This is a genomic window from Bradyrhizobium sp. WSM2793 (assembly GCF_000379585.1).
Classification (GTDB): Bacteria; Pseudomonadota; Alphaproteobacteria; order Rhizobiales; family Xanthobacteraceae; genus Bradyrhizobium.
On the sequence record NZ_KB902846.1, the window covers coordinates 94,267 to 120,689 of the forward strand.

General features: G+C 64.4%; 22 protein-coding genes and 2 pseudogenes. 20 read left to right on the top strand and 4 right to left on the bottom strand.

Annotated elements, in window-relative coordinates:
- The first annotated feature begins 33 nt into the window (after positions 1-33).
- A complete protein-coding gene (locus tag A3AS_RS0141175) occupies positions 34-1,200 on the top strand; it encodes a winged helix-turn-helix domain-containing protein (RefSeq protein WP_018323248.1) in 1,167 nt (388 codons plus the stop codon).
- Between the two features lie 90 nt (positions 1,201-1,290).
- On the opposite strand, the gene A3AS_RS0141180 is transcribed toward A3AS_RS0141175, so the two are convergent.
- Positions 1,291-1,737, bottom strand: coding sequence for a DUF2809 domain-containing protein (locus A3AS_RS0141180; protein WP_018323249.1), 447 nt, complete (start codon positions 1,735-1,737; stop codon positions 1,291-1,293).
- 78 nt (positions 1,738-1,815) lie between these two features.
- On the opposite strand from A3AS_RS0141180, the gene A3AS_RS0141185 reads away from it, so the two are divergent.
- From A3AS_RS0141185 to A3AS_RS0141235, 11 genes and pseudogenes are all read left to right on the top strand, one after another.
- Positions 1,816-3,156 carry an MFS transporter gene (locus tag A3AS_RS0141185; protein WP_018323250.1) on the top strand — a complete coding sequence of 447 codons (1,341 nt, stop codon included), beginning with the start codon at positions 1,816-1,818 and terminating at the stop codon, positions 3,154-3,156.
- Between the two features lie 289 nt (positions 3,157-3,445).
- Positions 3,446-4,552, top strand: coding sequence for an efflux RND transporter periplasmic adaptor subunit (locus A3AS_RS0141190; protein WP_018323251.1), 1,107 nt, complete (start codon positions 3,446-3,448; stop codon positions 4,550-4,552).
- Positions 4,553-4,775: 223 nt separating this feature from the next.
- The gene (locus A3AS_RS0141195) at positions 4,776-7,913 is read left to right on the top strand and encodes an efflux RND transporter permease subunit (protein ID WP_026202898.1); all 3,138 of its coding nucleotides are present in this window, start codon (positions 4,776-4,778) and stop codon (positions 7,911-7,913) included.
- Between the two features lie 33 nt (positions 7,914-7,946).
- On the top strand, positions 7,947-8,546 hold the full coding sequence (locus A3AS_RS0141200; protein WP_018323253.1) for a TetR/AcrR family transcriptional regulator: 600 nt from the start codon (positions 7,947-7,949) through the stop codon (positions 8,544-8,546).
- Between the two features lie 173 nt (positions 8,547-8,719).
- Positions 8,720-9,341, top strand: a pseudogene (locus tag A3AS_RS0141205) (flavin reductase family protein).
- 256 nt (positions 9,342-9,597) lie between these two features.
- Entirely contained in the window at positions 9,598-11,865 is a 2,268-nt protein-coding gene (locus A3AS_RS0141210; RefSeq protein ID WP_026202899.1) for an acyl-CoA dehydrogenase, read from the top strand.
- Positions 11,865-13,148: an acetyl-CoA C-acetyltransferase gene (locus tag A3AS_RS0141215; protein WP_018323255.1), complete on the top strand. Its 1,284-nt coding sequence runs from the start codon at positions 11,865-11,867 to the stop codon at positions 13,146-13,148. The genes A3AS_RS0141210 and A3AS_RS0141215 overlap by 1 nt, the downstream gene beginning before the upstream one ends.
- Before the next feature lie 2 nt (positions 13,149-13,150).
- Complete coding sequence (locus A3AS_RS0141220) at positions 13,151-15,247, top strand: 3-hydroxyacyl-CoA dehydrogenase NAD-binding domain-containing protein (RefSeq protein WP_026202900.1); 2,097 nt, start codon at positions 13,151-13,153, stop codon at positions 15,245-15,247.
- A 259-nt stretch (positions 15,248-15,506) separates the two neighbouring features.
- Positions 15,507-15,929: pseudogene (locus A3AS_RS0141225) on the top strand (fatty acid desaturase CarF family protein); the annotation flags it as partial.
- A gap of 209 nt (positions 15,930-16,138) precedes the next feature.
- On the top strand, positions 16,139-16,570 hold the full coding sequence (locus A3AS_RS0141230) for an acyl-CoA thioesterase (protein WP_049815137.1): 432 nt from the start codon (positions 16,139-16,141) through the stop codon (positions 16,568-16,570).
- Positions 16,571-16,795: 225 nt separating this feature from the next.
- On the top strand, positions 16,796-16,987 hold the full coding sequence (locus A3AS_RS0141235; RefSeq protein WP_018323258.1) for a hypothetical protein: 192 nt from the start codon (positions 16,796-16,798) through the stop codon (positions 16,985-16,987).
- Between the two features lie 234 nt (positions 16,988-17,221).
- Here the strand turns inward: A3AS_RS0141235 and A3AS_RS0141240 are convergent, their stop codons facing one another.
- Entirely contained in the window at positions 17,222-17,674 is a 453-nt protein-coding gene (locus tag A3AS_RS0141240; protein WP_026202902.1) for a nuclear transport factor 2 family protein, read from the bottom strand.
- Between the two features lie 154 nt (positions 17,675-17,828).
- Here A3AS_RS0141240 and A3AS_RS0141245 point away from each other — a divergent pair, with 154 nt between their 5' ends.
- Both A3AS_RS0141245 and A3AS_RS0141250 read left to right on the top strand, forming a co-directional pair.
- The gene (locus tag A3AS_RS0141245) at positions 17,829-18,515 is read left to right on the top strand and encodes an HAD family phosphatase (protein ID WP_018323260.1); all 687 of its coding nucleotides are present in this window, start codon (positions 17,829-17,831) and stop codon (positions 18,513-18,515) included.
- Positions 18,516-18,607: 92 nt separating this feature from the next.
- Positions 18,608-19,453, top strand: a complete 846-nt coding sequence (locus A3AS_RS0141250; RefSeq protein WP_018323261.1) for a DeoR/GlpR family DNA-binding transcription regulator — start codon at positions 18,608-18,610, stop codon at positions 19,451-19,453.
- Positions 19,454-19,457: 4 nt separating this feature from the next.
- On the opposite strand, the gene A3AS_RS0141255 is transcribed toward A3AS_RS0141250, so the two are convergent.
- Complete coding sequence (locus A3AS_RS0141255) at positions 19,458-19,874, bottom strand: type II toxin-antitoxin system VapC family toxin (RefSeq protein ID WP_018323262.1); 417 nt, start codon at positions 19,872-19,874, stop codon at positions 19,458-19,460.
- Complete coding sequence (locus tag A3AS_RS0141260) at positions 19,874-20,125, bottom strand: type II toxin-antitoxin system Phd/YefM family antitoxin (RefSeq protein ID WP_018323263.1); 252 nt, start codon at positions 20,123-20,125, stop codon at positions 19,874-19,876. Before A3AS_RS0141260 ends, A3AS_RS0141255 begins: the two co-directional genes overlap by 1 nt.
- Positions 20,126-20,401: 276 nt before the next feature.
- On the opposite strand from A3AS_RS0141260, the gene glpD reads away from it, so the two are divergent.
- The 6 genes from glpD to A3AS_RS0141290 all read left to right on the top strand — a co-directional run bounded on the left by glpD (position 20,402) and on the right by A3AS_RS0141290 (position 26,303).
- Positions 20,402-21,952 (top strand): glycerol-3-phosphate dehydrogenase, encoded by a 1,551-nt coding sequence (glpD, locus tag A3AS_RS0141265; RefSeq protein WP_018323264.1) that lies wholly within the window; start codon positions 20,402-20,404, stop codon positions 21,950-21,952.
- Positions 21,949-23,025 (top strand): ABC transporter ATP-binding protein, encoded by a 1,077-nt coding sequence (locus A3AS_RS0141270; protein WP_018323265.1) that lies wholly within the window; start codon positions 21,949-21,951, stop codon positions 23,023-23,025. The genes glpD and A3AS_RS0141270 overlap by 4 nt, the downstream gene beginning before the upstream one ends.
- Positions 23,026-23,038: 13 nt before the next feature.
- Entirely contained in the window at positions 23,039-24,124 is a 1,086-nt protein-coding gene (locus A3AS_RS0141275) for an ABC transporter ATP-binding protein (protein WP_018323266.1), read from the top strand.
- The gene (locus A3AS_RS0141280) at positions 24,124-25,098 is read left to right on the top strand and encodes a carbohydrate ABC transporter permease (protein WP_018323267.1); all 975 of its coding nucleotides are present in this window, start codon (positions 24,124-24,126) and stop codon (positions 25,096-25,098) included. The genes A3AS_RS0141275 and A3AS_RS0141280 overlap by 1 nt, the downstream gene beginning before the upstream one ends.
- Positions 25,098-25,904: a carbohydrate ABC transporter permease gene (locus A3AS_RS0141285; protein WP_018323268.1), complete on the top strand. Its 807-nt coding sequence runs from the start codon at positions 25,098-25,100 to the stop codon at positions 25,902-25,904. The genes A3AS_RS0141280 and A3AS_RS0141285 overlap by 1 nt, the downstream gene beginning before the upstream one ends.
- Positions 25,905-25,973: 69 nt before the next feature.
- Positions 25,974-26,303, top strand: coding sequence for a DUF2160 domain-containing protein (locus tag A3AS_RS0141290; protein ID WP_018323269.1), 330 nt, complete (start codon positions 25,974-25,976; stop codon positions 26,301-26,303).
- Positions 26,304-26,423: the final 120 nt, after the last annotated feature.

The window sequence follows — 26,423 nt, forward strand, 5'->3', positions numbered from 1 at the left end:
CTTGGCGCGAATCCCGCTACATTCCTCCCCGCAATGTCACGCGCGCCCAAACCGCTCCACCTCACCACGACACAGGCCCGGCAGATCTGGCTGCATGCCCAGCGGCTGGATGAGCGCGCTCCGTTCGGCGAGGGAGCGCAGGCCGTCGCGGACGCGGTCGCTCATCTCGGCTATGTGCAGATCGACACCATCAACGTGATCGAGCGCTGCCATCACCACATCCTGTTCAGCCGTATCCCGTCCTATCGCCGCGCCGATCTGCGCCACGCCCAGAGCGTCGACAGAAGCGTGTTCGAGTATTGGACGCACGCGCTTTCCTACGTACCCGCCGGCGACTTCCGCTTCTTCCTGCCGGCGATGCGCGAGCACCGCCGCGAAGGGCACAAATGGTTCGCTTCGGTGAAGCCCGCCGACACGCGCAAGGTGATGCGGCTGGTGCGCGCCGGGCCGCTGACGATCCGCGATATCGAGGACGACGTGCTCACCGAGAAGGAGCATCTGTGGCAGAGCCGCAAGCCCTCGAAGCGGGCCTTGCAGCTCGCCTTCTATACCGGCGCCGTGACCATCAGCGAGCGGCAGGGCATGCTCAAGACTTATGAGCTGATGACGCGGCATTTCGGCTGGGACACACTGCCGAGGCCAGCCTCAGCCAGGGAGATTACGACCTATCTGCTCGATCGCGCGCTGCGGTCGCAGGGCGTGGTGAGCCTGGATTCGATCTGCCACCTCGACGCGCCGCGCAAGAAGGCGGTGGCCGGCCTGATCGCCTCCCGCGTCCGCCGCGGCGAGCTCGTGCCTGTTGCGATCGACGGCGCCGGCAAGCAGGAGCATTGGGCAGCGCCCGCCGCGCTGGAGGTGAACGGCGAGGCGGTCCCGCCTGATCTCGTCCACATCCTCTCGCCGTTTGATCCCCTGATCATCCAGCGCAAACGCACCAGTCTCATCTTCGGCTACAACCACCTGTTCGAGGCCTATGTGCCGAAGGCCAAACGCAAGCTCGGCTATTTTGCGCTACCCGTACTGGTCGGCGATGAGATCGTCGCCGCGCTTGATCTGAAGACCGACCGGCAGGCGAAGAAGCTGCTGATGCAGAAATGGACCTGGGTCGGGCAGGGCAAGAAGACGGTGGGGCGCAAGGAGCTCAAGCGCGTGATCGAGGAGGAGCTTGATCGCTTCGAGCGGTTTCAATTGGCGGAGTGAAGGCTGATTGCCACGGCGTCGGTCTCGTAGGGTGGGCAAAGCGTAGCGTGCCCACCTCTGCCTATTTGATGAGAAGACGTGGGCACGGCGCTAGGGCGCCTTTGCCCACCCTACGAGAGCGTGCGTCGTGGCGAGCCGATCGATCCAGACGCCGAACGCAATCCCCGCCGCATACGCCACCAGATTCCACAGCGAGAAGATGCGCCCGAGCAGCAGTGCGCCGGCCGTGGTCAGCCGGAATGCATCGAGCCATGGCGTATGCACCAGTCGGGAAAATTCCACGACGACCGCGATGATCACGGCGGTCGCCGCAATCTGAGTCCGGGTGAGCCGGGGCAGCAAAACCCCGACCAGCAGAAACACCATCGTCGCCCACAACAGCGAGCCGCCATACTTCACGACGAAGGCGGGCAGGCCGAGCGGAAAGCCGTACCAGCGCAGCGACAGCCCGCAGACGATCACCGCGAGCGCGAGGGCGGCGCGGATCAGCGATGTCCGTAACAGCGCAACAGGTTTATCCGGCTGCGTCCCGTGCATTGCTCGCTCCATTGACTCTTTGGCCGCGATGCTGAAAACCGCAACCAGCCCATAAAAGCAACAACCCTGGGGGAAGCCATGAGCCAGACCACGACCTATGCCGGTTCCGCCGGCGGCGCCAAGGATTTCAACAAGTCGGAAATCGAGACCTCGACGATCCGCGCTATCTCCTGGCGCCTGATTCCGTTCCTGGTGCTGGCCTACTTCTTCTCCTATCTCGACCGCGTCAATCTCGGCTTCGCTGCGCTGACCATGAATGCGGAGCTGAAGTTCACGCCGCTGATCTTTTCCTGGGGTGCCGGCATCTTCTTCTTCGGCTATTTCATCTTCGAGGTCCCGAGCAATCTCGCGCTGGAGAAGTTCGGCGCCAGTCGCTGGATCGCCCGCATCATGGTGACCTGGGGCATCATCTCCGCCCTGATGGCGCTCGTCAGCGGCGTCACGAGCTTCTATGTCCTGCGCTTCCTGCTCGGCGTCGCCGAGGCCGGCTTCTTCCCCGGCATCATCCTGTATCTCACCTATTGGTATCCGGCCGAATATCGCGCCCGTTTCCTTGCGGCCTTCGCCATCGCGGTGCCGGTGTCGACCGTGATCGGTGCGCCGATTTCGGGCCTGTTGCTCGGGCTCGACGGTGCGATGGGCCTCAAGGGCTGGCAGTGGCTCTTCATCATCGAGGGCATCCCCTCGGTGCTGCTCGGCATCGTCACCTGGTTCTATCTCACCGACAAGCCGGAGAAGGCGGATTGGCTGTCGACCGAGCAGAAGGCGTGGCTGAAGGCGAAGCTCGATTCGGAAATCGCCGCCAAGCAGGCGGTGAAGCATTTCTCGCTCGGCGAGGCGCTGTCCTCGCCCAAGGTGATCGCGCTCAGCCTGATCTATTTCGGCTTCGTCGGCGCGCTCTACGGCATGCAGTTCTGGCTGCCGCAGATCGTCAAGGCGTTCGGGCTGACCAACGCGCAGACCGGCTTCGTCACCGCGATCCCGTATCTGTTCGGCACCATCGCCATGATCCTGTGGGCGCGGCATTCGGATGCCACGCGTGAGCGCGTGAAGCATGTCGGCGCGCCGTTGCTGCTCACTGCCGTCGCGCTCGCCGTCTCCAGCTACCTCACCGATCCCACCATGACGATGGTGGTGCTGACGGTGGCCGCGATCGGCGTGTTCTGCTGCTTCGGTGTGTTCTGGACGCTGCCGACCGCCTGGCTCTCCGGCACCGCGGCCGCCGGCGCCATCGCCCTGATCAACTCGATCGGCAATCTCGCCGGCTTCGGCGGGCCCTATTTGATCGGCTGGGTCAAGGAAGCCACGGGCCAGACCTCAACCGGCCTGCTCGTGCTCGCCGTGTTGCCCCTGATCGCCGGCATCCTGGTGTTCGTCGGCGGCCACGACAGCAAGCATGAGTTCGCCGAACAGCGGTAGAGCCGAGCCACCGGTCCCGTAGGGTGGGCAAAGCGAAGCGTGCCCCACGGATAATTCGTGGGCACGGCGCTAGCGCGCCGTTGCCCACCCTACAGCATCTGGGCTGAGGACCGCTCCGCTCCATCGGGCTCAAGTCTGCCGTCTAACCCTACGATTGGCACGCCGAACAGCAGTTTCCCGGTTCCTCACCACCTCTTAACGATCACGCATTCCTGATGACTGACGATTATTGACTTTTATCAGTGATTAGTCGACATTCCTCTCATTCGAGATGCAGGAGTGTCCTTCGATGTTCGTCCGGTCGGTTTTGTCGAGCTATTCCAGGCTGTTGGCAGGTGTGTCGTTAGCGCTGATGGCGGCTAGCCTTGCCGGGTGCAATGACACCGTCGCCGAGAAAGCCGAGCCGCCGCGGCCGGTTCTGGTCGCAACCGCCCATTATGATGCCGAGACGCCGGAGCGCAGCTTCGTCGGCACCATCCGGCCCCGGATCGAGAGCGACCTCGGCTTCCGCGTTGCCGGCAAGGTCGCCAAGCGCCTCGTGGAGGTCGGCCAGACCGTTGAAATCGGCCAGCCGCTCGCCACGCTTGATGAGGTCGACCTGAAGCTCCAGGCCGAGCAATCCGTCGCCGAGCAGACCGCCGCGACCGGCGTGCTGGCCCAGGCCGCCGCGGCCGAGCAGCGTGCCAAGGATCTGAAGGCCAAGGGCTGGACCACCGACGCCCAGCTGGATTCGAGCCGGGCATCTGCCGATGAGGCCCGTGCGCGCCTCGATCGTGCGGTCCGCTCGGTCGAGCTGACCAAGAATTCCCTTTCCTACGCGACGCTCGTTGCCGACGCCCGAGGCGTCGTCACTGCAACGCTGATCGAGCCCGGCCAGGTGGTCTCCGCGGGCCAGGCTTCGATCCGTGTCGCCCGCTTTGCCGAAAAGGAAGCGGTCGTCGCGATCCCTGAGACGCTGGTCGGACGCGCCAAGTCGGGCGTCGCCAGCGTCACCCTTTGGTCCGAGCCGGACAAGAAGTATACGGCCAAGCTGCGCGAGATCGCGCCGACGGCCGATCCGGCCACGCGTACTTATCTTGCAAAGTTCTCGCTGCCGGAGGCCGACGACAAGGTCGCGCTCGGCATGACCGCGACGCTGACGCTGTCGGACGCCGCGACCGAGCGCGTTGCGCGGCTGCCGCTGTCGGCGCTGTTCAATGAAGGCGGCAAGCCGTCCTTCTACGTCGTCGACGACAACGGTGCGCTCACGCTGAAGCCGGTGGCAGTGAAGTCCTACGAGAGCAACGACGTCGTCATCACCGGCGGTGTGGAAGAGGGCGCCAAGATCGTCGCGCTCGGTGTGCAGAAGCTCGATCCGGCCCAGCGGGTGCGGGTTGTCTCGTCGCTGTCTTTCTAGTTCCTGTCATTCCGGGTTCGCCCTGCGGGCGCCCCGGAATGACAGAAGAAGTCGAGTTACGTCGTGTGAGGTGAGTTTCGGCCTTTGTCCCTAAGCAGAGGCTGAAGCGGCGAAGCGATCCAGAATCTGCCCAGCCCCCTGGATTGCTTCGCTGCCTCGCGACGACGGCCTGAACAGAGTGGCTGTCGTTTTTGGCAATTGGATCGTCTTTTCGGAGAGAGCGATGAAGCGCTTCAACCTTTCGGCCTGGGCCGTCAGCCATCCGACGCTGGTTCTCTTCCTGATGATCGTGCTCGGCGTCGCCGGCTTCTTCTCCTATGAGAAGCTCGGCCGCGCCGAGGATCCGTTCTTCACGGTGAAGGTGGTCAACGTCTCCGTGATCTGGCCCGGCGCGACCGCGCAGGAGATGCAGACCCAGGTCGCCGATCCCATCGAGAAGAAGATCCAGGAGCTGCCCTATTTCGAGAAGGTGCAGACTTATTCCAAGCCCGCCTTCACCGCGCTCCAGGTCACCTTCCGCGACTCCACGCCGCCGAAGGACGTGCCTTACCTCTTCTATCTTCTGCGCAAGAAGCTGGTCGACGTGCAGGGCCAGCTGCCCTCCGGCATCCTCGGTCCCGTCGTCAATGACGAGTTCTCCGACGTCGATTCCATCCTCTACATGATGACCGGCGACGGCGCCGACTATGCCCAGCTCAAGAAGGTTTCGGAGGGATTCCGCCAGCGCCTCCTCAAGGTGCCCGGCGTGACCAAGGTCGACGTCTACGGCAACCAGGATGAGCGCATCTTCGTCGAGTTTTCCCACGCCAAGCTCGCCACCCTCGGCATCACCCCGCAGGCGCTGTTCGATTCGCTCGCCAAGCAGAACAACGTGACGCCGGCCGGCACGGTCGAAACCTCCTCGCAGCGCGTGCCGCTGCGCGTCACCGGTGCGCTCGACGGTGCCAAGGCTGTCGCCGAGACGCCGGTCGAGAGCAACGGCCGCGTGTTCCGCCTCGGTGACATCGCCACCGTCACCCATGGCTATGTCGATCCGCCCAGCTTCGTCGTGCGTCAGGAAGGCAAGGCCGCGATCGGCATCGGTGTCGTCACCGCCAAGGGTGCCAACATCCTCGAGCTCGGCAAGGAGGTCGAGAAGGCGACGGCCGAGTTCATGAAGGCGGTGCCGCAGGGCGTCGACGTCAAGCTGATTGCCGACCAGCCCAAGGTGGTCGAGCACGCCGTCGGCGAGTTCGTGCACTCCTTCATGGAAGCCCTCGTCATCGTGCTGTTCGTCTCGTTCCTGGCGCTCGGCTGGCGCACGGGCATCGTGGTCGCGCTGTCGGTGCCGCTGGTGCTCGGCATCGTCTTCGTCGTCATGAACATGATGTCGCTCGACCTGCACCGCATCACGCTGGGTGCGCTGATCATCGCGCTCGGCCTGCTCGTCGACGACGCCATCATCGCGGTCGAGATGATGGTGGTGAAGATGGAGCAGGGCTGGGACCGCATGCGCGCGGCGTCTTTTGCCTGGGAATCTACCGCGTTTCCGATGCTCACGGGAACGCTGGTCACGGCCGCTGGCTTCCTCCCCATCGGCTTTGCCAATTCCGCCGTCGGCGAATATGCCGGCAGCATCTTCTGGATCGTGGCGATCGCGCTCGTCGCCTCCTGGTTCGTGGCGGTGATCTTCACGCCCTATATCGGCGTCAAGCTGCTGCCGGAGATGAAGGCGCATCACAACCACGATCCGCACGCGGTCTACGAGACCCGCATGTACCGGGGCTTGCGCGCCATCGTGCAATGGTGCGTCAATCACCGCATCACCGTGGTGGTCGCGACTGTCGGCGTCTTCATCGCCTCGGTCGTCGGGTTCGGCCATGTCCAGCAGCAGTTCTTCCCGCTGTCGGAGCGGCCCGAGCTGTTCTTCCAGCTGCGCCTGCCTGAGGGCACCGCCTTCAACGTCACCGAAAAGGCGGTGAAGAAGGCCGAGACGCTGCTCAAGGACGACAAGGACATCGAGACCTATACGTCCTATGTCGGCCAGGGCTCGCCGCGCTTCTGGCTCGGCCTCAATCCGCAGCTGCCCAACGAGGCCTTTGCCGAGATCGTCATCGTTGCCAAGGGCGTTGAGGGGCGCGAGCGCGTCAAGGCCAAGATCGAGAACGCAGTTGCGGACGGCATGCTGTCCGAAGCGCGCGTCCGCGTTGACCGCTTCAACTTCGGCCCGCCGGTCGGCTTCCCCGTGCAGTTCCGCGTGATCGGCCCCGACGCCAACAAGGTGCGCGAGATCGCCTACCAGGTCCGCGACGTCATGCGGCAGAACAAGAGCGTCAAGGACGTCCAGCTCGACTGGAACGAGCAATCGCCCTACCTCAAGCTCGTCGTCGACCAGGACCGCGCCCGCGCCATGGGCCTGACCCCGCAGGACGTGTCGCAGGCGCTCGCGATGCTGATCTCGGGCTCGCAGGTCACGACTGTGCGCGACGGCATCGAGAAGGTCGGCGTGGTCGCCCGTGCGATCCCGTCCGAGCGTCTCGACCTCGGCGGCGTCGGTGATCTCACCATCACCTCGCGCAACGGCGTTGCCGTGCCGCTGCAGCAGATTGCCAAGATCGAGTATGCCCATGAGGAGCCGATCATGTGGCGGCGCAACCGCGACATGGCCATCACCGTGCGCTCCGACGTCGTCGACGGCGTGCAGGCGCCCGACGTCACGAGCCAGATCACGCCGAAGCTGAAGGCGATCAAGGACCACCTCGAGCCGGCCTACCGCATCGAGCCGGGCGGCGCGTTCGAGGAATCCGCCAAGGGCAACGCCTCGATCTTCGTCCTCTTCCCGCTGATGGTCATGGTGATGCTGACGCTGCTGATGATCCAGCTGCAGAGCTTCTCGCGCCTGATCCTTGTGTTCCTGACCGCGCCGCTCGGCATCGTCGGCGCCTCCTTCGGGCTCAACGTCGCCAACGCCCCGTTCGGCTTCGTGGCGCTGCTCGGCCTGATCGCGCTCGCCGGCATGATCATGCGCAACACGGTCATCCTGGTCGACCAGATCGAGACCGACGTCTCGCATGGCCTGACCCGGCGCGAGGCGATCGTGGAGGCCACCGTCCGCCGCGCCCGTCCGGTGGTGCTGACGGCGCTTGCGGCCATCCTCGCCATGATCCCGCTGTCGCGCTCGGCCTTCTGGGGCCCGATGGCGATCACGATCATGGGCGGTCTGTTCGTCGCGACCTTCCTGACGCTGCTGTACCTGCCGGGCCTCTACGCGCTGTGGTTCAGGAAGAGCCTGGACGAGGCGGGTACCCCCGAGCAACCTGCCGCGCCGCAGCATGGGAGCGATGACCAGCGCGCAATTCCGCTTGCCGAAGCGGCTGAATAGATGAGAAGACTGCTGACCAACGAGTCCTGACTGATGGCCCTTATTTCGGAACATATCGAAGTCGACACCCGGGATCGTATCCTCGAGGTGGCCGAGCGGCTGTTCCGCCAGATCGGCTACCAGAAGACGACGGTCGGGGACATCGCCAAGGAGCTCAGGATGAGCCCCGCCAATGTCTATCGCTTCTTCGAATCGAAGAAGGCGATCCATCAGGCGGTGGCGCAGGGCCTGATGGGCGAGGTCGAGCTCGAAGCGCAGCGGATCGTGGCGAGGCCCGGTCCAGTCAAGGAGCGATTCCGGGAACTGCTCACCACCATCCATCGCATGAACACCGAGCGCTATGTCGGCGACAACAAGCTGCACGAGATGGTCGCGATCGCGATGGAGGAGGACTGGGACGTCTGCGTCGCCCATATGGAGTGCATTGCCGGGGTGATCGGCCAGATGATCGCGCAAGGCGTTGCCTCCGGCGAGTTCGAGGCGCCGGACCTGCAGCTGGCCTCGCTGTGCGCCTGCACCGCGATGATACGCTTCTTCCACCCCCAGATGATCGCCCAGTGCGCCACCAAGCCGGGCCCGACCATCGACCAGATGATCGATTTCGTCATCGCGGGTCTGTCTCCGCGCCACTGACGGGGCGGCGGGTTTCCTCCTATAAGCTGCCTCTCTCATTCCGGGGCGCCTCGAAGAGGCGAACTATGGTGCGCACCTGAGAATCTCGAGATTCCGGGTTCGGTCCTCCGGGCCGCGCTTGCGCGGTCCCGTCCGGACCGCCCCGGAATGACGGAAAACGGAGAAGCAAGCGCGTGACCGACAAAGACCTGTACTTCTACGAGCCCTCCAAGGGCCACGGCCTCAAGCATGATCCCTTCAACGCCATCATCGCGCCGCGGCCGATCGGCTGGATCTCCTCGCGCGACACCAAGGGCCACGTCAATCTCGCGCCCTACAGCTTCTTCAATGCGTTCTGTTACGTGCCGCCGATCATCGGCTTCTCCTCCACCAACTGGAAGGACACGGTCGAGAACATCCAGCAGACCGGCGAGTTCGTCTGGAATCTCGCCACCATGGACCTCGCCAAACACATGAACGCGACCGCCGCGCATGTCGCCCCTGAGGTCGACGAGTTCGAGATCGCGGGCCTCACCGCCGTGCCCGGCAAGCTCGTCAACGTGCCGCGCGTGGCTGAGAGTCCCGTCGCCTTCGAGTGCAAGGTGTCCGACATCGTCCGCCTCAAGGGCCGACGGCAAGGAGGCCGACGCCTGGCTGACGCTGGGCGAGGTCGTCGCCGTCCACATCGACAAGGCCATGATCAAGGACGGGGTTTACCAAACCGCCGCCGCCCGCCCGATAGTCCGCGCCGGCCGCCGCGGCGATTATTTCGAGATCAAGCCGGAAAACATGTTCGAGATGGTGCGGCCGGATTGATCGGTCGCGCCCGTAGCCCGGATGGAGCGCAGCGTAATCCGGGATTCTCCCCGCGCGGATAGGCCTACCCGGATTGCGCTTCGCTCCATCCGGGCTACGATCCATCGCCATTTTTCCCCTCCCGGAACCGCCGTCGCACCCTGGCCGTTATGGTCCGGGGGCGCTTGGCCGCGTCAATGTCGCAGGCGAAGTCTTCACCGCCGCCGGCCGCTTTCCGCTAAAATGCCCGACACCGCGCCGATGCATGAGGTCAGCCATGAGCTTCCGCCGCGACAGAATCACAAAGCCGATCTTCTCCTGGGCCCGCGGCGTGCTGCCGGCGATGTCCGATACCGAACGCGAGGCGCTGGAGGCGGGCGATGTCTGGTGGGATGCCGATCTCTTCACCGGCAACCCGGATTGGTCGAAGCTGCTGAAGGTCCCGCAGGCCAGGCTGACCGAGGAGGAGCGGGCGTTCCTCAACGGACCCGTCGACGAGCTCTGCGCCATGCTCGATGAGTGGAAGATCTTCTGGGAATGGCGCGACCTGCCGCCGGATGTCTGGCACTTCGTCAAGCACGAAAAATTCTTCGGCATGATCATTCCGAAGGAGTTTGGCGGCCTCGGCTTCTCGCCCTATGCCCATTCGGAAGTGGTGCGCAAGATCTCGACCCGCTCGATCGCTGCTGCCGTCACAGTCATGGTGCCGAACTCGCTCGGGCCGGGCGAACTCCTGATGCGCTTCGGCACTCCGGAACAGCAGGCGCGCTGGCTGCCGCGCCTCGCCGACGGACGCGATATTCCCTGCTTCGGCCTCACCAGCCCGGAAGCCGGCTCCGACGCAGCTTCGATGGTCGACACCGGCATCATCTGCAAGGGCACCTTCGAGGACCGCGAGGTCGTCGGCCTCAGGCTCAACTGGCACAAGCGCTACATCACGCTAGGCCCTGTCGCGACGCTGCTCGGCCTCGCCTTCAAGGCCTATGATCCCGACCACCTCGTGGGCGACCGGGAGGAGCTCGGCATCACCGTGGCACTGATCCCGACCCATCTGCCCGGCGTCGAGATCGGCCATCGCCATCTGCCCTCGATGCAGGTGTTTCAGAACGGCCCGAACCGGGGCCGCGACGTCTTCATTCCACTCGACTACGTCATCGGCGGCAAGGAGCGGCTGGGGCAAGGCTGGAAGATGCTGATGACCGCGCTTGCCGCCGGCCGCGGCATCTCGCTGCCGTCACTCTCTGCTGCGGGGACCGCCTATGCTGCACGCACCACCGGCGCCTATGCCCGCATCCGCGAGCAGTTCGGCATCTCCATCTCGAAATTCGAGGGCGTCGAGGAGCCGCTCGCGCGCATCGTCGCGACCGCCTACCAGCTGGATGCGGCGCGGCGGCTGACCTGCGCGGCACTGAATGCCGGCGTTCATCCCGCCGTCATCTCCGGCATCATGAAGTTGCACGCCACCGAGCGAATGCGCACCGCGATCGACGACGCCATGGACATCCATGGCGGCAAGGCCGTGATCGACGGTCCGCAGAACTATCTCGGCAATCTGCACCGCGCCGTGCCGGTCGGGATCACGGTCGAGGGCGCCAACATCCTGACCCGCAATCTCATCGTGTTCGGGCAGGGCGCGATCCGCGCGCATCCCTACCTGCTCGACGAGATGAACGCGCTGGCCGATACCGATCGCGAGCGCGGGCTGACCGCGTTCGACAAGGCGTTCTGGAAACATGTCGGCCATAGCCTCCGCACCTTGTTCCGTGCCTTCGGCCGCAGCTGGACCTTCGGCGCCTTTGCGATGGCGCCGGATGCGGGCGATGCCACACCGTTCTATCGCCAGCTCTCGCGCTACTCCGCTGCGTTCGCGCTCTGCGCCGACATGGCATTGCTGACGCTGGGCGGCGCGCTCAAGCGCAAGGAGATGCTGTCGGCGCGTTTCGGCGACATTCTCTCCGAGCTTTATCTGCTGTCGGCCGCGTTAAAACGCTGGCAGGACGAGGGCCGGCAGAAGGAGGACTTTGCCGCGCTGGAATGGTGCATGGCGACCGGTTTCAAGACGATCGAGAACCGGCTGGCCGAAATCCTCGCCAATCTGCCCAACCGCTTTGTTGCCGGCTTCCTCAAGCTCGTCGTCCAGCCGTTCGGCGCCCGCGTGCTCGGCCCCTCCGACCGCGTCGTGCACCAATGCGCGGCCATCGTGCTGGAGCCGTCGGCGGCGCGCGAGCGCCTCACGCCGGATCTCGCCAATGTCGATGACGACGGCGGCTTTGCCCGGCTGGAGCGCGCGTTCGTGCTGGTCGCAAGTACCGATGCCATCGCCAAGCGCATGCGCGCCGCGCATATCCGCGACTGGAAGGATGCCGTCGCCAAGGGCGTGATCACGCAGGCCGAGGGCGAGCAACTGGCCGCGGCTCATGAAGCCGTCACAAAAGTAATCGAGGTCGACGATTTTGCGCCGGAGGCGCTGTCGCCGATTTACAAGAAAACCGTCAATGTGCATCAGTTCTTCCAGGAACTCGGTGAACAGAGGGCGGCGAGCTGATGGCACGACCGGTTTTCATCGTCGACGGCAGCCGAACGCCGTTCCTGAAGGCGCGCTCGGGGCCGGGGCCCTTCACGCCGGTCGATCTCGCCGTGCAATGCGGACGGCCGCTCTTGGCGCGCCAGCCGTTTTCGCCCGATAGCTTCGACCAGGTCATCCTCGGCTGCGTCAACGTGATTGCGGACGAGATGAACCCGGCCCGCGTTGCCGCGCTCCGGCTCGGCATGGGCGAGGACATGGTCGCCTTCACCGTGCAGATCAATTGCGGCTCCGGCATGCAGTCGATCGACACCGCCTACCGCTATATCCGCGAAGGTCATGCCGACATGATTTTGGCGGGAGGTACCGAGGCGCTGAGCCACGCGCCGCTGGTTTGGCCTAACTCCGGCGTGCGCTGGTTCGCCGGCCTTGCCACCGCCAAGGGTGTCGCCGCCAAGCTCGCGGCTGCCTTCAAGTTGCGCCCGCGCGATCTGAAGCCGATCATCGGGCTCGAGCGCGGGCTGACCGATCCCGTCACCGATCTGAACATGGGCCAGACCGCCGAGGTCGTCGGCCATCTCTTCGGCATTACGCGCGCGCAATCCGATGCCTATGCCGCCGAGAGCCACCGCCGGCTCGCCCAGGCGCAAAGTGCGGGCTTTCTCAAGGGTGAGGTTGAGACCGCGTTCTCCCGCGACGGAAAATTCTTCGACCATGACGACGGCGTGCGGCCGGACTCCACGGCGGAGACGCTGGCAAAGCTCCGGCCGGTATTCGAGCGCCCCTGGGGCCAGGTCACCGCCGGCAATTCCTCGCAGATCACCGACGGCGCCTCCTGGGTGATCCTCGCCTCCGACGCCGCGGTCGCAAAGCACAGGCTCACGCCGAAAGCCGCGATCGTCGACAGCCACTGGGCCGCGCTCGATCCCAGCATCATGGGCCTCGGTCCCGTGATGTCAGCGACGCCGCTGCTCCAACGCAACGGCCTCACCATCAAGGACGTCGAGACCTGGGAGCTCAACGAAGCCTTCGCGACCCAGGTGCTCGGCTGCTTGGCTGCCTGGAATGACGACAAGTTCTGCCGGGAGATTCTCAGGCTCGACGGCGCGGCCGGTGAGATCGACCGTGACAAGCTCAACGTCGATGGCGGCGCCATCTCGCTCGGCCATCCCGTCGGCACCTCCGGCAACCGCATCGTGCTGCATCTGGTCAACGCGATGAAGCGGCTCGGCACGCGGCGCGGAATTGCGACCGAATGCATCGGCGGCGGGCTCGGCGGCGCCATGCTGATCGAGGCGGTGTGACCATGGATTCCAAGATCATGACCGCGCTCGGCGACCGCGTGCTCGAACTCGGGCCCAAGCCCGCGACGGACAGTCCGTACAGGCACTTCAAGCTGACGCGCGATGAAGACGGCGTCGCCTGGCTGCTGTTCGACCGCGCTGATGCAAGCGCCAATACGCTGTCCTCGGAGGTGATGGAGGAGTTCGACGCCGTGCTCGCGGCGATCGAGACCGAACGCCCGGCCGGCCTAGTGATCCGCTCGGCAAAACCGTCCGGCTTTATCGCCGGCGCCGACGTCAACGAATTCCGCGGCGCTGATGATCCCGAGATGGTGGAGACGCGAATCCGCGCCGCGCACGCGGTGGTCGATCATCTGGAAGCCTTGAAGCTACCAACGGTCGCGGTCATCCACGGCTTCTGCCTCGGCGGCGGGCTCGAGGTTGCGCTGGCCTGCCAGTCGCGCATCGCCATCGACGGCGCACGCTTCGGCTTTCCGGAGGTGATGCTGGGCCTGCATCCCGGCCTCGGCGGCACCGCGCGGTTCACCGCGCTGGTCAATCCCGCCCAGTCGATGGCGCTGATGCTGACCGGCCGCACCATCGACGCGCGCCGCGCCAGATCGCTCGGCCTCGTCGATACCGTGACTCAAGAGCGCCATGTCCGGGGCGCGGTGAAGGACGCGCTGTTCGGCCGCCTGAAGCGGGCCAAGCCCGGCCTGCTCGGGCGTGCAGCCAATTTTGGTTTCGTGCGCGGTCTCCTGGCCAGGCGCATGCGCTCGGAGGCGGCGAAGGCCGCGTCCCGCGAGCACTATCCCGCGCCTTACGCGCTGATCTCCCTCTGGGAGACCCACGGCGGCAACAAGGCCGCGATGCTGAAGGCGGAGCAGGCTTCGTTCGCCAAGCTGATGGTGACGCCGACCGCCCAGAACCTGATCCGCGTCTTCTTCCTGCGCGAGCAGATGAAGAAGGCGGCCGGCAGCGGCAACACCATCAAGCACGTCCACGTCATCGGCGCCGGCGCCATGGGCGGCGACATCGCGGCTTGGGTAGCCGGGCAGGGACTGCGCGTCTCGCTCGCCGACATGAAGGCGGCGCCGATTGCGGGCGCGGTGAAGCGCGCCGCCGAACTCTACGGCAAGATCATCCGCAAGCCGACCGAAGTGCGCGACGCGCTCGATCGTCTCATCCCTGACATGGACGGCGAGGGCGTCCGCAACGCCGATCTGATCATCGAGGCGGTGCCGGAAAAGCTCGAGCTCAAGCAGAAGGTCTATGCCGGGCTCGAGCCGCGCATGAAGCCGGGCGCGATTCTCGCCACCAACACCTCGAGCATTACGCTTCAGGATCTGCGCACCACGTTGGCGCGGCCGGAGCGGTTGGTCGGCCTGCATTTCTTCAATCCGGTGTCGCGACTGCAGCTGGTCGAAGTCGTCAGCCATGACGGCAACGACCCGCGGGTGCTGAAAGACGCGCTCGCTTTCGTCGGTGCGATCGATCGCTTGCCATTGCCTGTGAAGAGCTCGCCGGGCTTTCTCGTCAACCGCGCGCTGACGCCCTACATGCTCGAAGCCATGGTGATGCTGGACGAGAAGATCGACCAGCGTCTGATCGACGCCGCGGCCGAGCAGTTCGGCATGCCGATGGGGCCGATCGAGCTGGCCGATCAGGTCGGGCTCGACATCTGCCTCGACGTCGGCGACATGCTGCGCACCAAGTTCGGCGATCTCCTGCCGCCGACGCCGGCCTGGCTGCGCGACAAGGTCGCCAAGGGCGAGCTCGGCCGCAAGACCGGCAAGGGCTTCTATACCTGGAAGGACGGCAAGGCCGAGAAGGCACCGCTCCCCGAGACCGGTCCGCGCGTCACCGACCAGATGATCGACCGCCTGATGCTGCCGATGTCCAATGTCTGCGTTGCTGCCCTTCGCGAGGGCATCGTCGACGATCCTGATGCGGTCGACGGCGCCATGATCTTCGGGACCGGCTATGCACCGTTCCGCGGCGGCCCGCTGAACTATGCGCGCACGCGCGGCGTGGAGAATGTCGTGTCCACGTTGCGTGGGCTCGCCGAGCGATTCGGCGGACGTTTCGCGCCGGATGCGGGCTGGGACAGTTTGCAATAGGGGGCCGTCGGTAAAAAGATGCTATCATGGGTGGTAGAGCCCGTGGGGAGTATCGCCGGTGCCGACGATCCCGTTCTTCAAGCAAGCGACCCTGCGCGAGATCCTCATCACGCGGCTGTGCTGCGGGGCCGATGTCGTCGTGATCCTCTGTTGCGCAGGCTATCTCGTCGGGCGTTATCCAGCGGTGGAATTGCGCTGGCCGTGGTTGATCGTGGCGCTCCTGGCCGGATATTTCCTCGCTGACCTGTTTTCAGGGCTGGTGCATTGGGTGGTCGACACCTGGCTCGACGAGGGGATGCTCGGCCGCGGCATCGCGATCACGCGGGAGCATCACACCCACCCCGGCCACGTTTTGCTCTACGGATTCCTCGACCAGGCGTCTCTCGGTGCGGCGCCGAGCGCGGCGGTGGTCGGAGTCGCGGCCACCGTCACGGCGTCGTTTCCGGTTTCCGCGCTCACCTATGCGCTGATGATCGTCTGGTTCGTGATCGCGACCTGCATGCTGTTTGGCATGAGCTTTCACAATCTCGCGCACCGGCCGGTCCGCCCGCTGCTCCTGCGAATGGCGCAACGGCTGCATCTGGTCTGCTCACCCGAGCATCATTGATGTCATCACCGTGACCACACCATCCGATATTGTGTCATCAATGGATGGGCCAATTATCCGTGCGACCGTCTCCGGCTATGGAGCAGGCTGGAACGGTTGGTAACGGCGACGACCGGACGCGCGCCGCGGGCCGACGATGCGGAGTGGTAACGCAAACTGAACGATACCGGAATCCTCGTCGGGTCGCCGCGGCCGATTGGATAGCGCAAGCTTGCCTCGTGTCGATGTTGCGCAAGGCGCCGCGGCTTTGTATCCAGAGCCCAGAGCCGCGGGAGACCAACCATATGACCGATACGCATGTCCACGCCCCTATCAGCTCCGCCCCCGGGCCTAACGGCGATCTCTGCATCCGCACGCTGGCGATGCCCGCCGATACCAACGCGAATGGCGACATCTTCGGCGGCTGGCTGCTGAGCCAGATGGACGTCGGCGGCGGCGTGTTTGCCTCGAAGGTCGCGAAATCGCGGACCGTGACGGTTGCGATCGAGGCGATGAACTTTCGCAAGGCGGTCTATGTCGGCGATCTCGTGTCGGTCTACGCCAATCTCGTGCGCGTAGGCCGCGCCTCGCTCACCGTGCATCTGGAAGCGTGGGCGCTGCGCCGCGGGGAGGAGCATCCGTTCCTCGTCACCGACGGCAACTTCACCTACGTCTCGATCGACGAACATGGTCGCCCGCAAGCGGTTCGCTCGACCGACACTGTCATCGCGACGTAATCGCGCGCGACGCTCTGCCTCATCTCACAAATGCGCGGCAAGCGCCGTCAAACGCGGCACCAGTGAGTCATCTTCGTCGCTGCTTCGCCAAGAACCAGTCATAAAACGGATGAGGTCTCGGCGTACTCAATTGCGTGTCGATTCGGGGTGGAAACGGCCTCAAAATGCCTGGGAACCTTTGGGCATGAGTGCCGTTATTTGCCCGCACTGAGGAATCCACGGACCATGCCGGACAGCTACATCATCGAAGTCAATTCGCAGACCGCAGGTATCGTCGTTCGTTCTTCGGGAGGCTATTGCTTCTTTGCCTCGTCCCACCGATTCAACCGTCTCGAAGGCCAGCTCTTCCGCAACGCCCGCGAAGCCGAACGCGCCGCGCGCAAGCTGGTGAACGGTGATGTGAAGGAAGCGGCGTAAGCGCCTGCTGGTGATTCCGGGCTCGCGGAGCGAGGTCGGAATTTTTTGCCGCCCTTGATACCGCTGTTTTCTTCCTTCTCCCCTTGTGGGAGAAGGTGGCGCGAAGCGCCGGATGAGGGGTATATTTCGGCGTTCTCGAGATTCAGAGAGAGGGGTTCGCTGAGGCAACCCCTCACCTGTCTCGTCGCTACGCGACGAGCCACCCTCTCCCACAGGGGGAGAGGGTAAGAGTCGTCACAACTTCGTTGCTGCCCGCGACAGGAGCTTCCACTCGTCGCCCTGCTTCTGCCAGTTCATCAGGATGTGAAGGTTGGTCGATACTTTCTTCCCGTCGGCTGCCATCTCCTGTTCGCCCAGCCAGTGGAAGCGCACGATCGCTGCAGGACCGACGACCTTGATGGTGGGGTCCTTGTAGTCGATCGACAGGAATTTCGACTTGCCGTCGGTGGCGTTGGCGATGAACGTCGCCTTGTCCTCGACCTTGCCGCTGGAATGGCTGTAGCTGAGGTCGTCCCAGCACAGTGCGCCGAGCGCCTTCGGATCGGCCGCGATCTGGGCGAGGCGGAAGGCCTCGACCTTCTTCGCCACGGCGTCCTCGTCCGCCGAAGCGGCGAGCGCCGGTGTCGTGAGCGCAAGCGCGGAGACGGCAAGAGTCGAGAGAGCCAGATCGCGTCGGTTGATCGTCATCGTTTCCTCCTTTTTGATCTTGTGGCGAGTGTTGCAGCCGCGCGCGACTTTGTCGAGTGTCACGTCGTCGTCATCAGCATGCGTCATTGCGCGGTCGAAGCCATATTGATACGTCTCGCGCATCAATACGCCGTGGATTTGGGAAAGTACGGAAATGATCGAGGCCAAAACGGAAGCGATGGGCAGGGCTTTGCTGTTCGACATCGACGGCACGCTGGCCGACACCGACCCGCTGCACTTGAAGGCGTTCAACCAGGTGCTCGGCCCTCGCGGCCACGTCTTCGATCACGCGCGGTTCTCTAGAGAGCTGCAAGGTTTCGCCAATGTCGCGATCGGCGAGCGCTTTCTGCCCGACGAGGCGCCGGCGCGGCGCGCCTTGATCCTCGATGAGAAGGAGGAGGTCTTCCGCGCGCTCGTGGCCGGGCAGATCGAGCCGCTGCCGGGCCTGATGGCGCTGCTCGACCGGGCGGACGCAGCCGGCGTTCCCATGGTGGCCGTGACCAATGCGCCGCGTCTCAATGCCGAGCTGCTGCTCTCCGGCCTCGGCATCTCGCATCGTTTCAAGGCGCTCGTGATCGGCGCCGAGCTGCCGCACGGCAAGCCGCATCCGCTGCCCTATCAGGAAGGGCTGCGTTTCGTCGGTGCGAGCGCAGAGGCTTCGATCGCATTCGAGGACTCCCGTACCGGCGTGCAATCGGCCACGGCGGCCGGCATTCCGACCATCGGCGTCCGGACCAGCCTCAGCCATGCTGACCTGGTTGCAGCCGGCGCAGTCGCGTCCGCCAGTGCCTTCGACGATCCGCAGCTGCTCGCGCGTCTCGCGAGCACCATGGCGTGGTGACGGGCCGCATAAGTTAACCGTGATCGGCACGCGCATTGACCGGAGGCGCGAACCGCCGCACCATGCATTCTTCCTGATTTGAGGCCTTTGCCGTGACCGGACTGACCCATCGCCAAGCCGAAATCCTCAACATCGCGCGGGCCTCGGGCCGTGTCATGGTCGAGGAGCTCGCGCGCCGCTTCGAAGTCTCGGCGCAGACCATCCGCAAGGATCTCAACGACCTCTGCGAGCGGAGATCGCTGACCCGCATCCATGGCGGCGCCATCATCGCTTCCGGCGTCGAAAACCTCGCCTACGAGGCAAGGCGCTTCGTCGCCGCCGACGAAAAGAAGGCGATCGGAGCTGCGGCCGCCTCGCTGATCCCGAACGGCTGCTCGCTCTTCATCAACATCGGCACCACGACCGAGGAGGTCGCGAGCGCGCTGACTTCGCACGAGGATCTCCTCGTCATCACCAACAATCTCAACGTCGCGATGCTGCTCTACCGTCATCCCCGCATCGAGGTGGTGGTCGCCGGCGGCACGGTCCGGCGTGCCGACGGCGCCGTGGTCGGCTCCACCGCGACGCAGCTGATCGGTCAGTTCAAGGTCGACTACGCCATCATTGGTGCGTCCGCGATCGACGAGGAGGGCGCGCTGCTCGACTTCGACTATCGCGAGGTGCAGGTGGCGCAGGCCATCATCGCCAATGCCCGCAGCGTGATGCTGGTTGCCGATTCCACAAAGCTCCGCCGCAGCGCGCCGGTGCGCATCGCCCACATGACCCAGATCCAGACCTTCGTCACCGACCAGGAGCTTCCGGAGCGCCTCGCCACCATCTGCCACAGCAAGGGCATCGAAGTGGTGGAAGCGCTGCCGAAGGGCACGGACATCGACGATGCGCCGGCAGATAGCCAGGATGCGGCACCGGAAGCCGCGCCGGTGGTGCGGCTGAGATAGAGACTTATGTACTGCTCCACGGATTGAGCAGTGGCACGCCCGTAGGTTCAAAATCCCCCACATTGCGCGTAACGACGGTCAGGCCGTGGACAAGCGCGGTGGCTGCAATGAGGGCGTCGCGTTCGGCCCGCGCATTGGGAACGTGAAGTTGGGCACAACGCTGCGCCACGGCCGTATCGATAGCCAGGATCCGCCCTTCGAAGCGAGCCAGAATGTGATCGTCGATCCAGGCGCGCAGGACAGCACCTTGCACCGCGTCTTTGCGCTCGATCAGGCGCGCGCCAAGTTCAATTTCGAGAATCGAGATGGCAGACATGAAGAAATTCGCCGCGGGCGCTATATTGGCCCAAGCAAGCACGTTGCGATCAGCCTTATCCGGCCGCCTCAGTTCGGAAATGACGTTGGTGTCCAGCAGAAACATCAGTCGAGATCGGCTGGCCTGGAGATTCCGCCGGTGATGCGAGGCGGATCGAAATCGAAGTCCGCGTTCGCGTGTGCCAAAGCTTCGGCAAGGCTCATGTGTCCACCGCTCAGGCGCAGATAATCTTCGATGCTCAGCAGGACATGGGCCGGACGGCCGCGGTCGGTGATGAAGACGGGCCCCTTTGATGCTGCCTTCTTGGCGCCGCTCGTATCCTGATTGAACTCTCGGCTGGTCAGGGTGGTGACCATCGGTTCGCGCCTCCTCGCCTGCGTTGGGGCAAATTATATGTAGGCATGTTGCTACATTCAAGTCAGCTGAAGCGGTGGGGTGCGCCCCCCTGAGCCGATCAGTCGAGCCGTCTGCCTCAAACTGTCCGTTCTCCTGCTGATTTCTCCGCCCTATTGGCGTTGAAAAAGTTTCGCTTTCACTTCTTTCCTCCTCTCTTTCGTCTTGCTTTCGTTTTTCGGTGTGATCTAATCAAAAACGAAAGTAGCCGCTCGACGGAACGAGCGGCCGCCCGGGGGATGCGTCTGTTGGAGCGTATTTTCGACCTCGCCATCATTGGAGGCGGTGTTAATGGCTGCGGCATCGCGCGCGACGCGGTGGGCCGCGGCAACACGGTTTTCCTGTGCGAAATGAACGATTTGGCGAGCGGGACGTCGTCCTGGTCGACCAAGCTGGTGCATGGCGGCCTGCGCTATCTCGAATATTACGAGTTTCGCCTCGTTCGCGAGGCGCTGATCGAGCGCGAGATCCTCTGGGGCATCGGGCCCCACATCATCCGCCCGTTGCGTTTCGTATTGCCGCATCACGCCGGTCTGCGCCCCGCCTGGCTGCTGCGACTCGGCCTCTTCCTTTATGATCACATCGGCGGCCGTCATCTGTTGCCGGCGACGCGCTCGGTCGATCTGCGCCGTGACGAGGTCGGCAAGCCACTGATCCCGAATCGTTACAGTCGCGCCTTTGAATATTCCGACTGTTTCGTCGATGACGCCCGCCTCGTCGTGCTCAATGCACGCGATGCCGCCGACAAGGGCGCCGAGATCCGCACCCGCACCCGCGCAACGGATATCAAGCAGTCCGACGGCCTCTGGACCGTGAGCATGGTCAACACGCTGACCGGCGAGCGCTCGCAGGTCCAGGCGCGCGCGCTCATCAATGCCGGCGGCCCCTGGGTCGAGGACGTGCTCGGCCGCGGCGCCGGCGTCAACGCGAAAGCCAAGGTGCGCCTGGTGCAGGGCTCGCACATCGTGGTCAGGAAGCTCTACGACCACGACCGCGCCTACATGTTCCAGAACGCCGACGGCCGCATCATCTTCGTGATCCCGTACCAGGACGATTTCACGCTGATCGGCACCACCGACCGCGATTATGACGGCGATCCCGCCAAGGTGAAGGCGACGGCGGAGGAGATCCAGTATCTCTGCACCGCGGCGAGCGAATATCTGGCGAAGCCCGTGACGCCGGACGACGTGGTCTGGACCTATTCCGGCGTGCGCCCGCTCTATGACGATGGCGCCAGCGAAGCCAAGGCCGCGACGCGCGACTACGTGTTCGAGCTCGACACGCCCGGCGGCGTGCCGCTGCTGTCGATCTATGGCGGCAAGATCACCACCTATCGCCGCCTCGCCGAGGAGGCGCTGGAGCGGCTGGCACCCTATCTTCGCAGCGCAAAAGCGCGGGAGGGGTGGACCGGCAAATGGCCGCTGCCCGGCGGCGACATGAATGTGTCCGACATCGACGGCCTGATCGCCGAACTGCAGCGCGGCTATCCCTTCCTCAGCCACGAGCACGCCAGGCGGCTCGCGCGCGCCTATGGCACCAAGGCCATCAAGCTGCTCGGCGACGCCAAATCATCGGCCGATCTCGGCCAGGCCTTTGGCGCGACGCTGACCGAGCGCGAGGTCCGCTACCTCATGGCCAATGAATGGGCCGTGACCGCCGAGGACGTCGTCTGGCGCCGTTCCAAGCTCGGCCTGCGACTATCTGCCGATGAGATTGCTGCGCTTGACGACTGGATCAGGACCCACGCCGTGCCGCAAAGTCCTCTGCTGGAAGCGGGAGGACGCTCATGACCGTGACGCTCGATCACGTGACCCGAATCGTCGAGGGGGTCCAGCATATCCGCGACGTCTCGCTGACGCTCGAGAGTGGCACGCTGAACGTGCTGCTCGGGCCGACGCTGTCGGGCAAGACCTCGATCATGCGGCTGCTCGCCGGCCTCGACAAGCCGACCTCGGGCAAGGTGCTGGTCAACGGCAAGGACGTTACCGGCGCCGACGTGCGCCAGCGCTCGGTTGCGATGGTCTACCAGCAGTTCATCAACTACCCCTCGCTGACGGTCTACGAGAACATCGCCTCGCCCCTGCGCGTGCAGGGCAAGCCGCGCGACGAGATCGAGACGCGGGTGGCGGAGGCCGCAAAACTGCTGCGGCTCGAGCGGTTTCTGAAGCGCACGCCGCTCCAGCTCTCTGGCGGCCAGCAGCAGCGCACCGCGATCGCGCGCGCGCTGGTCAAGGGCGCCGATCTCGTGCTGCTCGACGAGCCGCTCGCCAATCTCGATTACAAGCTGCGCGAGGAGCTGCGCGCCGAGCTGCCGCGCATCTTCGAGGCCTCGGGCGCGATCTTCGTCTATGCCACGACCGAGCCGACCGAGGCGTTGCTGCTCGGCGGCAACACTGTATGCATGTGGGAAGGCCAGGCGCTCCAGATCGGCGAGACTGCCAATGTCTACCGCCGGCCGCAGACCCTGCGTGTCGCGCAGGTCTTCTCCGATCCTCCGCTCAACCTCGTCGGTATCGAGAAGAAGAACGGCTCCGTTCAATATGCCGGCGGCACCGCCTCGCCGGCCTCTGGCCTCTATTCGTCGCTGGCCGACGGCGCCTATCGCGTCGGTTTTCGCGCGCATCAGCTCGCGCTCGCCAATGGCGAGGCTGATCGCCATGCCTTCCATGCCACTGTCACGGTGACCGAGATCACCGGTTCGGAGAGTTTCGTGCATCTGACCCGCGAAGGATCGAACTGGGTGGCGGTGCTGCACGGCGTGCACGAGTTCGAGCCCGGCCAGACGCTCGACGCCGTGCTCGATCCCAACGACGTTTTTGTGTTCGATGCTGCCGACCGGCTGGTCGCAGCACCTGGATCGTAGGAGGGGATGCGCCATGGCCCGCATTGACCTCGTCGATCTCGCCCATTCCTACGGCGGCAATGATGCGCCGCAGGACAGCTTTGCACTGAAGCCGGTGACCATGACCTGGCGGCAGGGCGGCGCGTATGCGCTGCTTGGTCCGTCCGGCTGCGGCAAGACCACGCTGCTCAACGTCATCTCCGGCATCATCACGCCGTCGCGGGGGCAAATCCTGTTCGACGGCAAGGACATCACACCTCTGTCAACCCAGAAGCGCAATATCGCGCAGGTGTTCCAGTTTCCGGTGATCTACGACACCATGACGGTCGGACAGAATTTGGCGTTTCCGCTGAAAAACCGCGGCGTGCCGAAGGCCGAAATCGACAAGCGCGTCGCCGAGATCGGCCGCCTGCTCGATCTCGAACCCTATCTGAACCGCAAGGCGACGCGGCTCACGGCCGATGCCAAGCAGAAGATCTCGCTCGGCCGCGGTCTCGTCCGTTCCGACGTCGCCGCCGTGCTGTTCGACGAACCGCTGACGGTGATCGATCCCGAGCTGAAATGGCAGCTCCGCTCCAAGCTGAAGGCGCTGCATCGCGAGCTCGACCTCACGATGATCTACGTCACCCACGACCAGACCGAGGCGCTGACCTTCGCCGACACCGTCGTCGTCATGCATGACGGCCGCGTGGTGCAGAGCGGTACGCCTGCCGAGCTGTTTGACAAGCCGGCGCATACCTTCGTCGGCTATTTCATCGGCTCGCCCGGCATGAACATCCTGCCGGCCGAGGTGAGGGGGCGCGAGGCGCGCATTGGCGGTCACGTCATCGCGCTGAACCGTGCTTACGACAATCTGCCTGTCGGCGCGAAGATCGAGATCGGCGTCCGTCCAGAATTCGTGGAGGTCGTGGCCCCCGCGCCCGGCCTGCTCACCGCGAAGATCGAGCGCCTCGACGATCTCGGCCGCATTCGTTTTGCGCGCGCCCGCTTGGGTGATGCAAAGCTCGCGGCGCGCGCGCCCGCGGGATTCACCAGCTTGGATGGCATGGCCGGACTGAAATTCGATCCGTCCCACGTCCACGTCTATGCCGACAGCCTTCTGGTGGAAGGAGCCGCCTGATGGACAAGACCGTCAATCAAAAAGCCTGGTTCCTGGTGCTGCCGGTGTTCCTGGTCGTCGCCTTCTCGGCGGTGCTGCCGCTGATGACGGTGGTGAACTATTCGATGCAGGACACCTTCGGCAACAACCAGTTCTTCTGGAACGGCGTCGGCTGGTTCAAGGAATTGCTCGATCCCTCGACCGATCTCGGCGGCCGCTTCCTTGCCTCGCTGGGCCGCAATCTGTTCTTCTCGCTAGTGATCCTCGCGATCGAGGTGCCGCTCGGCATCGTCGTCGCGTTGTCGATGCCGCGCGAGGGCTGGACGGTGGCGGCCTGCCTCGTGATCCTCGCGCTGCCGCTGCTAATTCCGTGGAACGTGGTCGGCACGATCTGGCAGATCTTCGGGCGTCCCGACATCGGGCTGCTCGGCTACGTCCTCAACGCCGCGGGCATCGACTACAATTACGTCTCCAACGACATCGACGCCTGGGTCACCGTCATCGTGATGGACGTCTGGCACTGGACGAGCCTCGTCGCGCTGCTCTGCTATGCCGGCCTGAAGTCGATTCCCGAAGCCTATTATCAGGCCGCCCAGATCGACGGTGCCTCGCGCTGGGCCGTGTTCAAGGCAATCCAGCTGCCGAAAATGAACCGCGTCTTGCTGATCGCGGTGCTGCTGCGCTTCATGGATAGCTTCATGATCTACACCGAGCCGTTCGTCGTCACCGGCGGCGGACCCGGCAACTCCACCACCTTCGTGTCGATCGAGCTCGTCAAGATCGCGCTGGGTCAGTTCGACCTCGGCAAGGCCGCGGCGCTGTCGCTGGTCTACAACCTCATCATCCTGATCGTCTGCTGGATCTTCTACACCGTCATGACCAATGCCGGTGTCGAGCGCAAAGTCCAGGCGGAGAGCGAGCCGGCGGCCGAACCGAAGCCTTCGGCGGCGCTCAAGCCCGTGCCGGTGCTCAAGCCAAAGGAAGGAGTGGCGTGATGCATTCGATTCCCGGCCGCCGCCTCATCATGGGGCTGTTCCTGATCTTCCTGCTGCTGCCGATCTACTGGCTCGTCAACATGAGCTTCAAGACCAACAGCGAGATCGTCTCGACGATGACGCTATGGCCGCATACCCCGACGCTGCAGCACTACAAGCGCATCTTCACCGACGAGAGCTGGTATTCCGGTTACATCAACTCGCTGGAATATGTCGTTCTCAACACCATCATCTCGATCTCGGTGGCGCTGCCGGCGGCCTATGCGTTCTCGCGCTACCGTTTCCTCGGCGACAAGCATCTGTTCTTCTGGCTGTTGTCGAACCGCATGGCGCCGGCCGCGGTCTACGCGCTGCCCTTCTTCAATCTCTATTCGGCGATCGGCCTGTTCGATACGCCCTGGGCGGTCGCGCTCGCGCACTGCATCTTCAACGTTCCGCTGGCGGTGTGGATCCTCGAAGGCTTCGTTTCCGGCGTGCCGCGCGAGATCGACGAGACTGCCTTCCTCGACGGCTATTCCTTCCCGCGCTTCTTCATCAAGATCCTGGTGCCGTTGATCGCGAGCGGCATCGGCGTCGCCGCCTTCTTCTGCTTCATGTTCTCCTGGGTCGAGCTCCTGCTCGCGCGCACGCTGACCTCGGTGTCGGCCAAGCCGATCGCGGCGATCATGACGCGCACGGTGTCGGCGTCGGGCATGGATTGGGGCCTCTTGGCAGCCGCCGGCGTGCTCACCATCATCCCGGGCGCGCTCGTGATCTGGTTCGTCCGCAACTACATCGCGAGCGGTTTTGCGCTCGGTCGCGTGTAAGGAGAGCGCGCATGATCCCGAAAAGTGGAAACCGGTTTTCGGACCAGATCATGCGCAAGGAGTAAGAGCATGGAATCCATCGCATGGATGGCCTGGACGCTGCCGACGGCGATCTTCTTCGCCGCGCTCGCCTGCACGCTCGCCGTGATGACGTGGCTTGCGGCGGTCTATCCCGAAGCCGAGCGGGTCGGTGTGCTCCGAATTCCGACCACGCGCGGCGATCGCCTGTTCATCTCGCTGATATCAGCGGCGGTCATCCACCTTCTCTGGATCGGCTTCTTCGGCACCGATGCGATCGCAACGCTGCCGATCGGCGAGGAGGGCGTTGAAATCTCGCGCCTGTGGCTCGCAAGTGGAATTTCGCTGGTCACGGCCGTGCTCATTTTTCGCACGGTCTGAAGCTCGCGAAGGGACGGCCAGATCCGGGGGCAATCCGGGTCTGTATAAAAGTTTGTCGCTGCAACGGAGGAACAACATGCGACAGTTTAGGAGAAGGAAAGGTCCATTGGCCAAGAATAG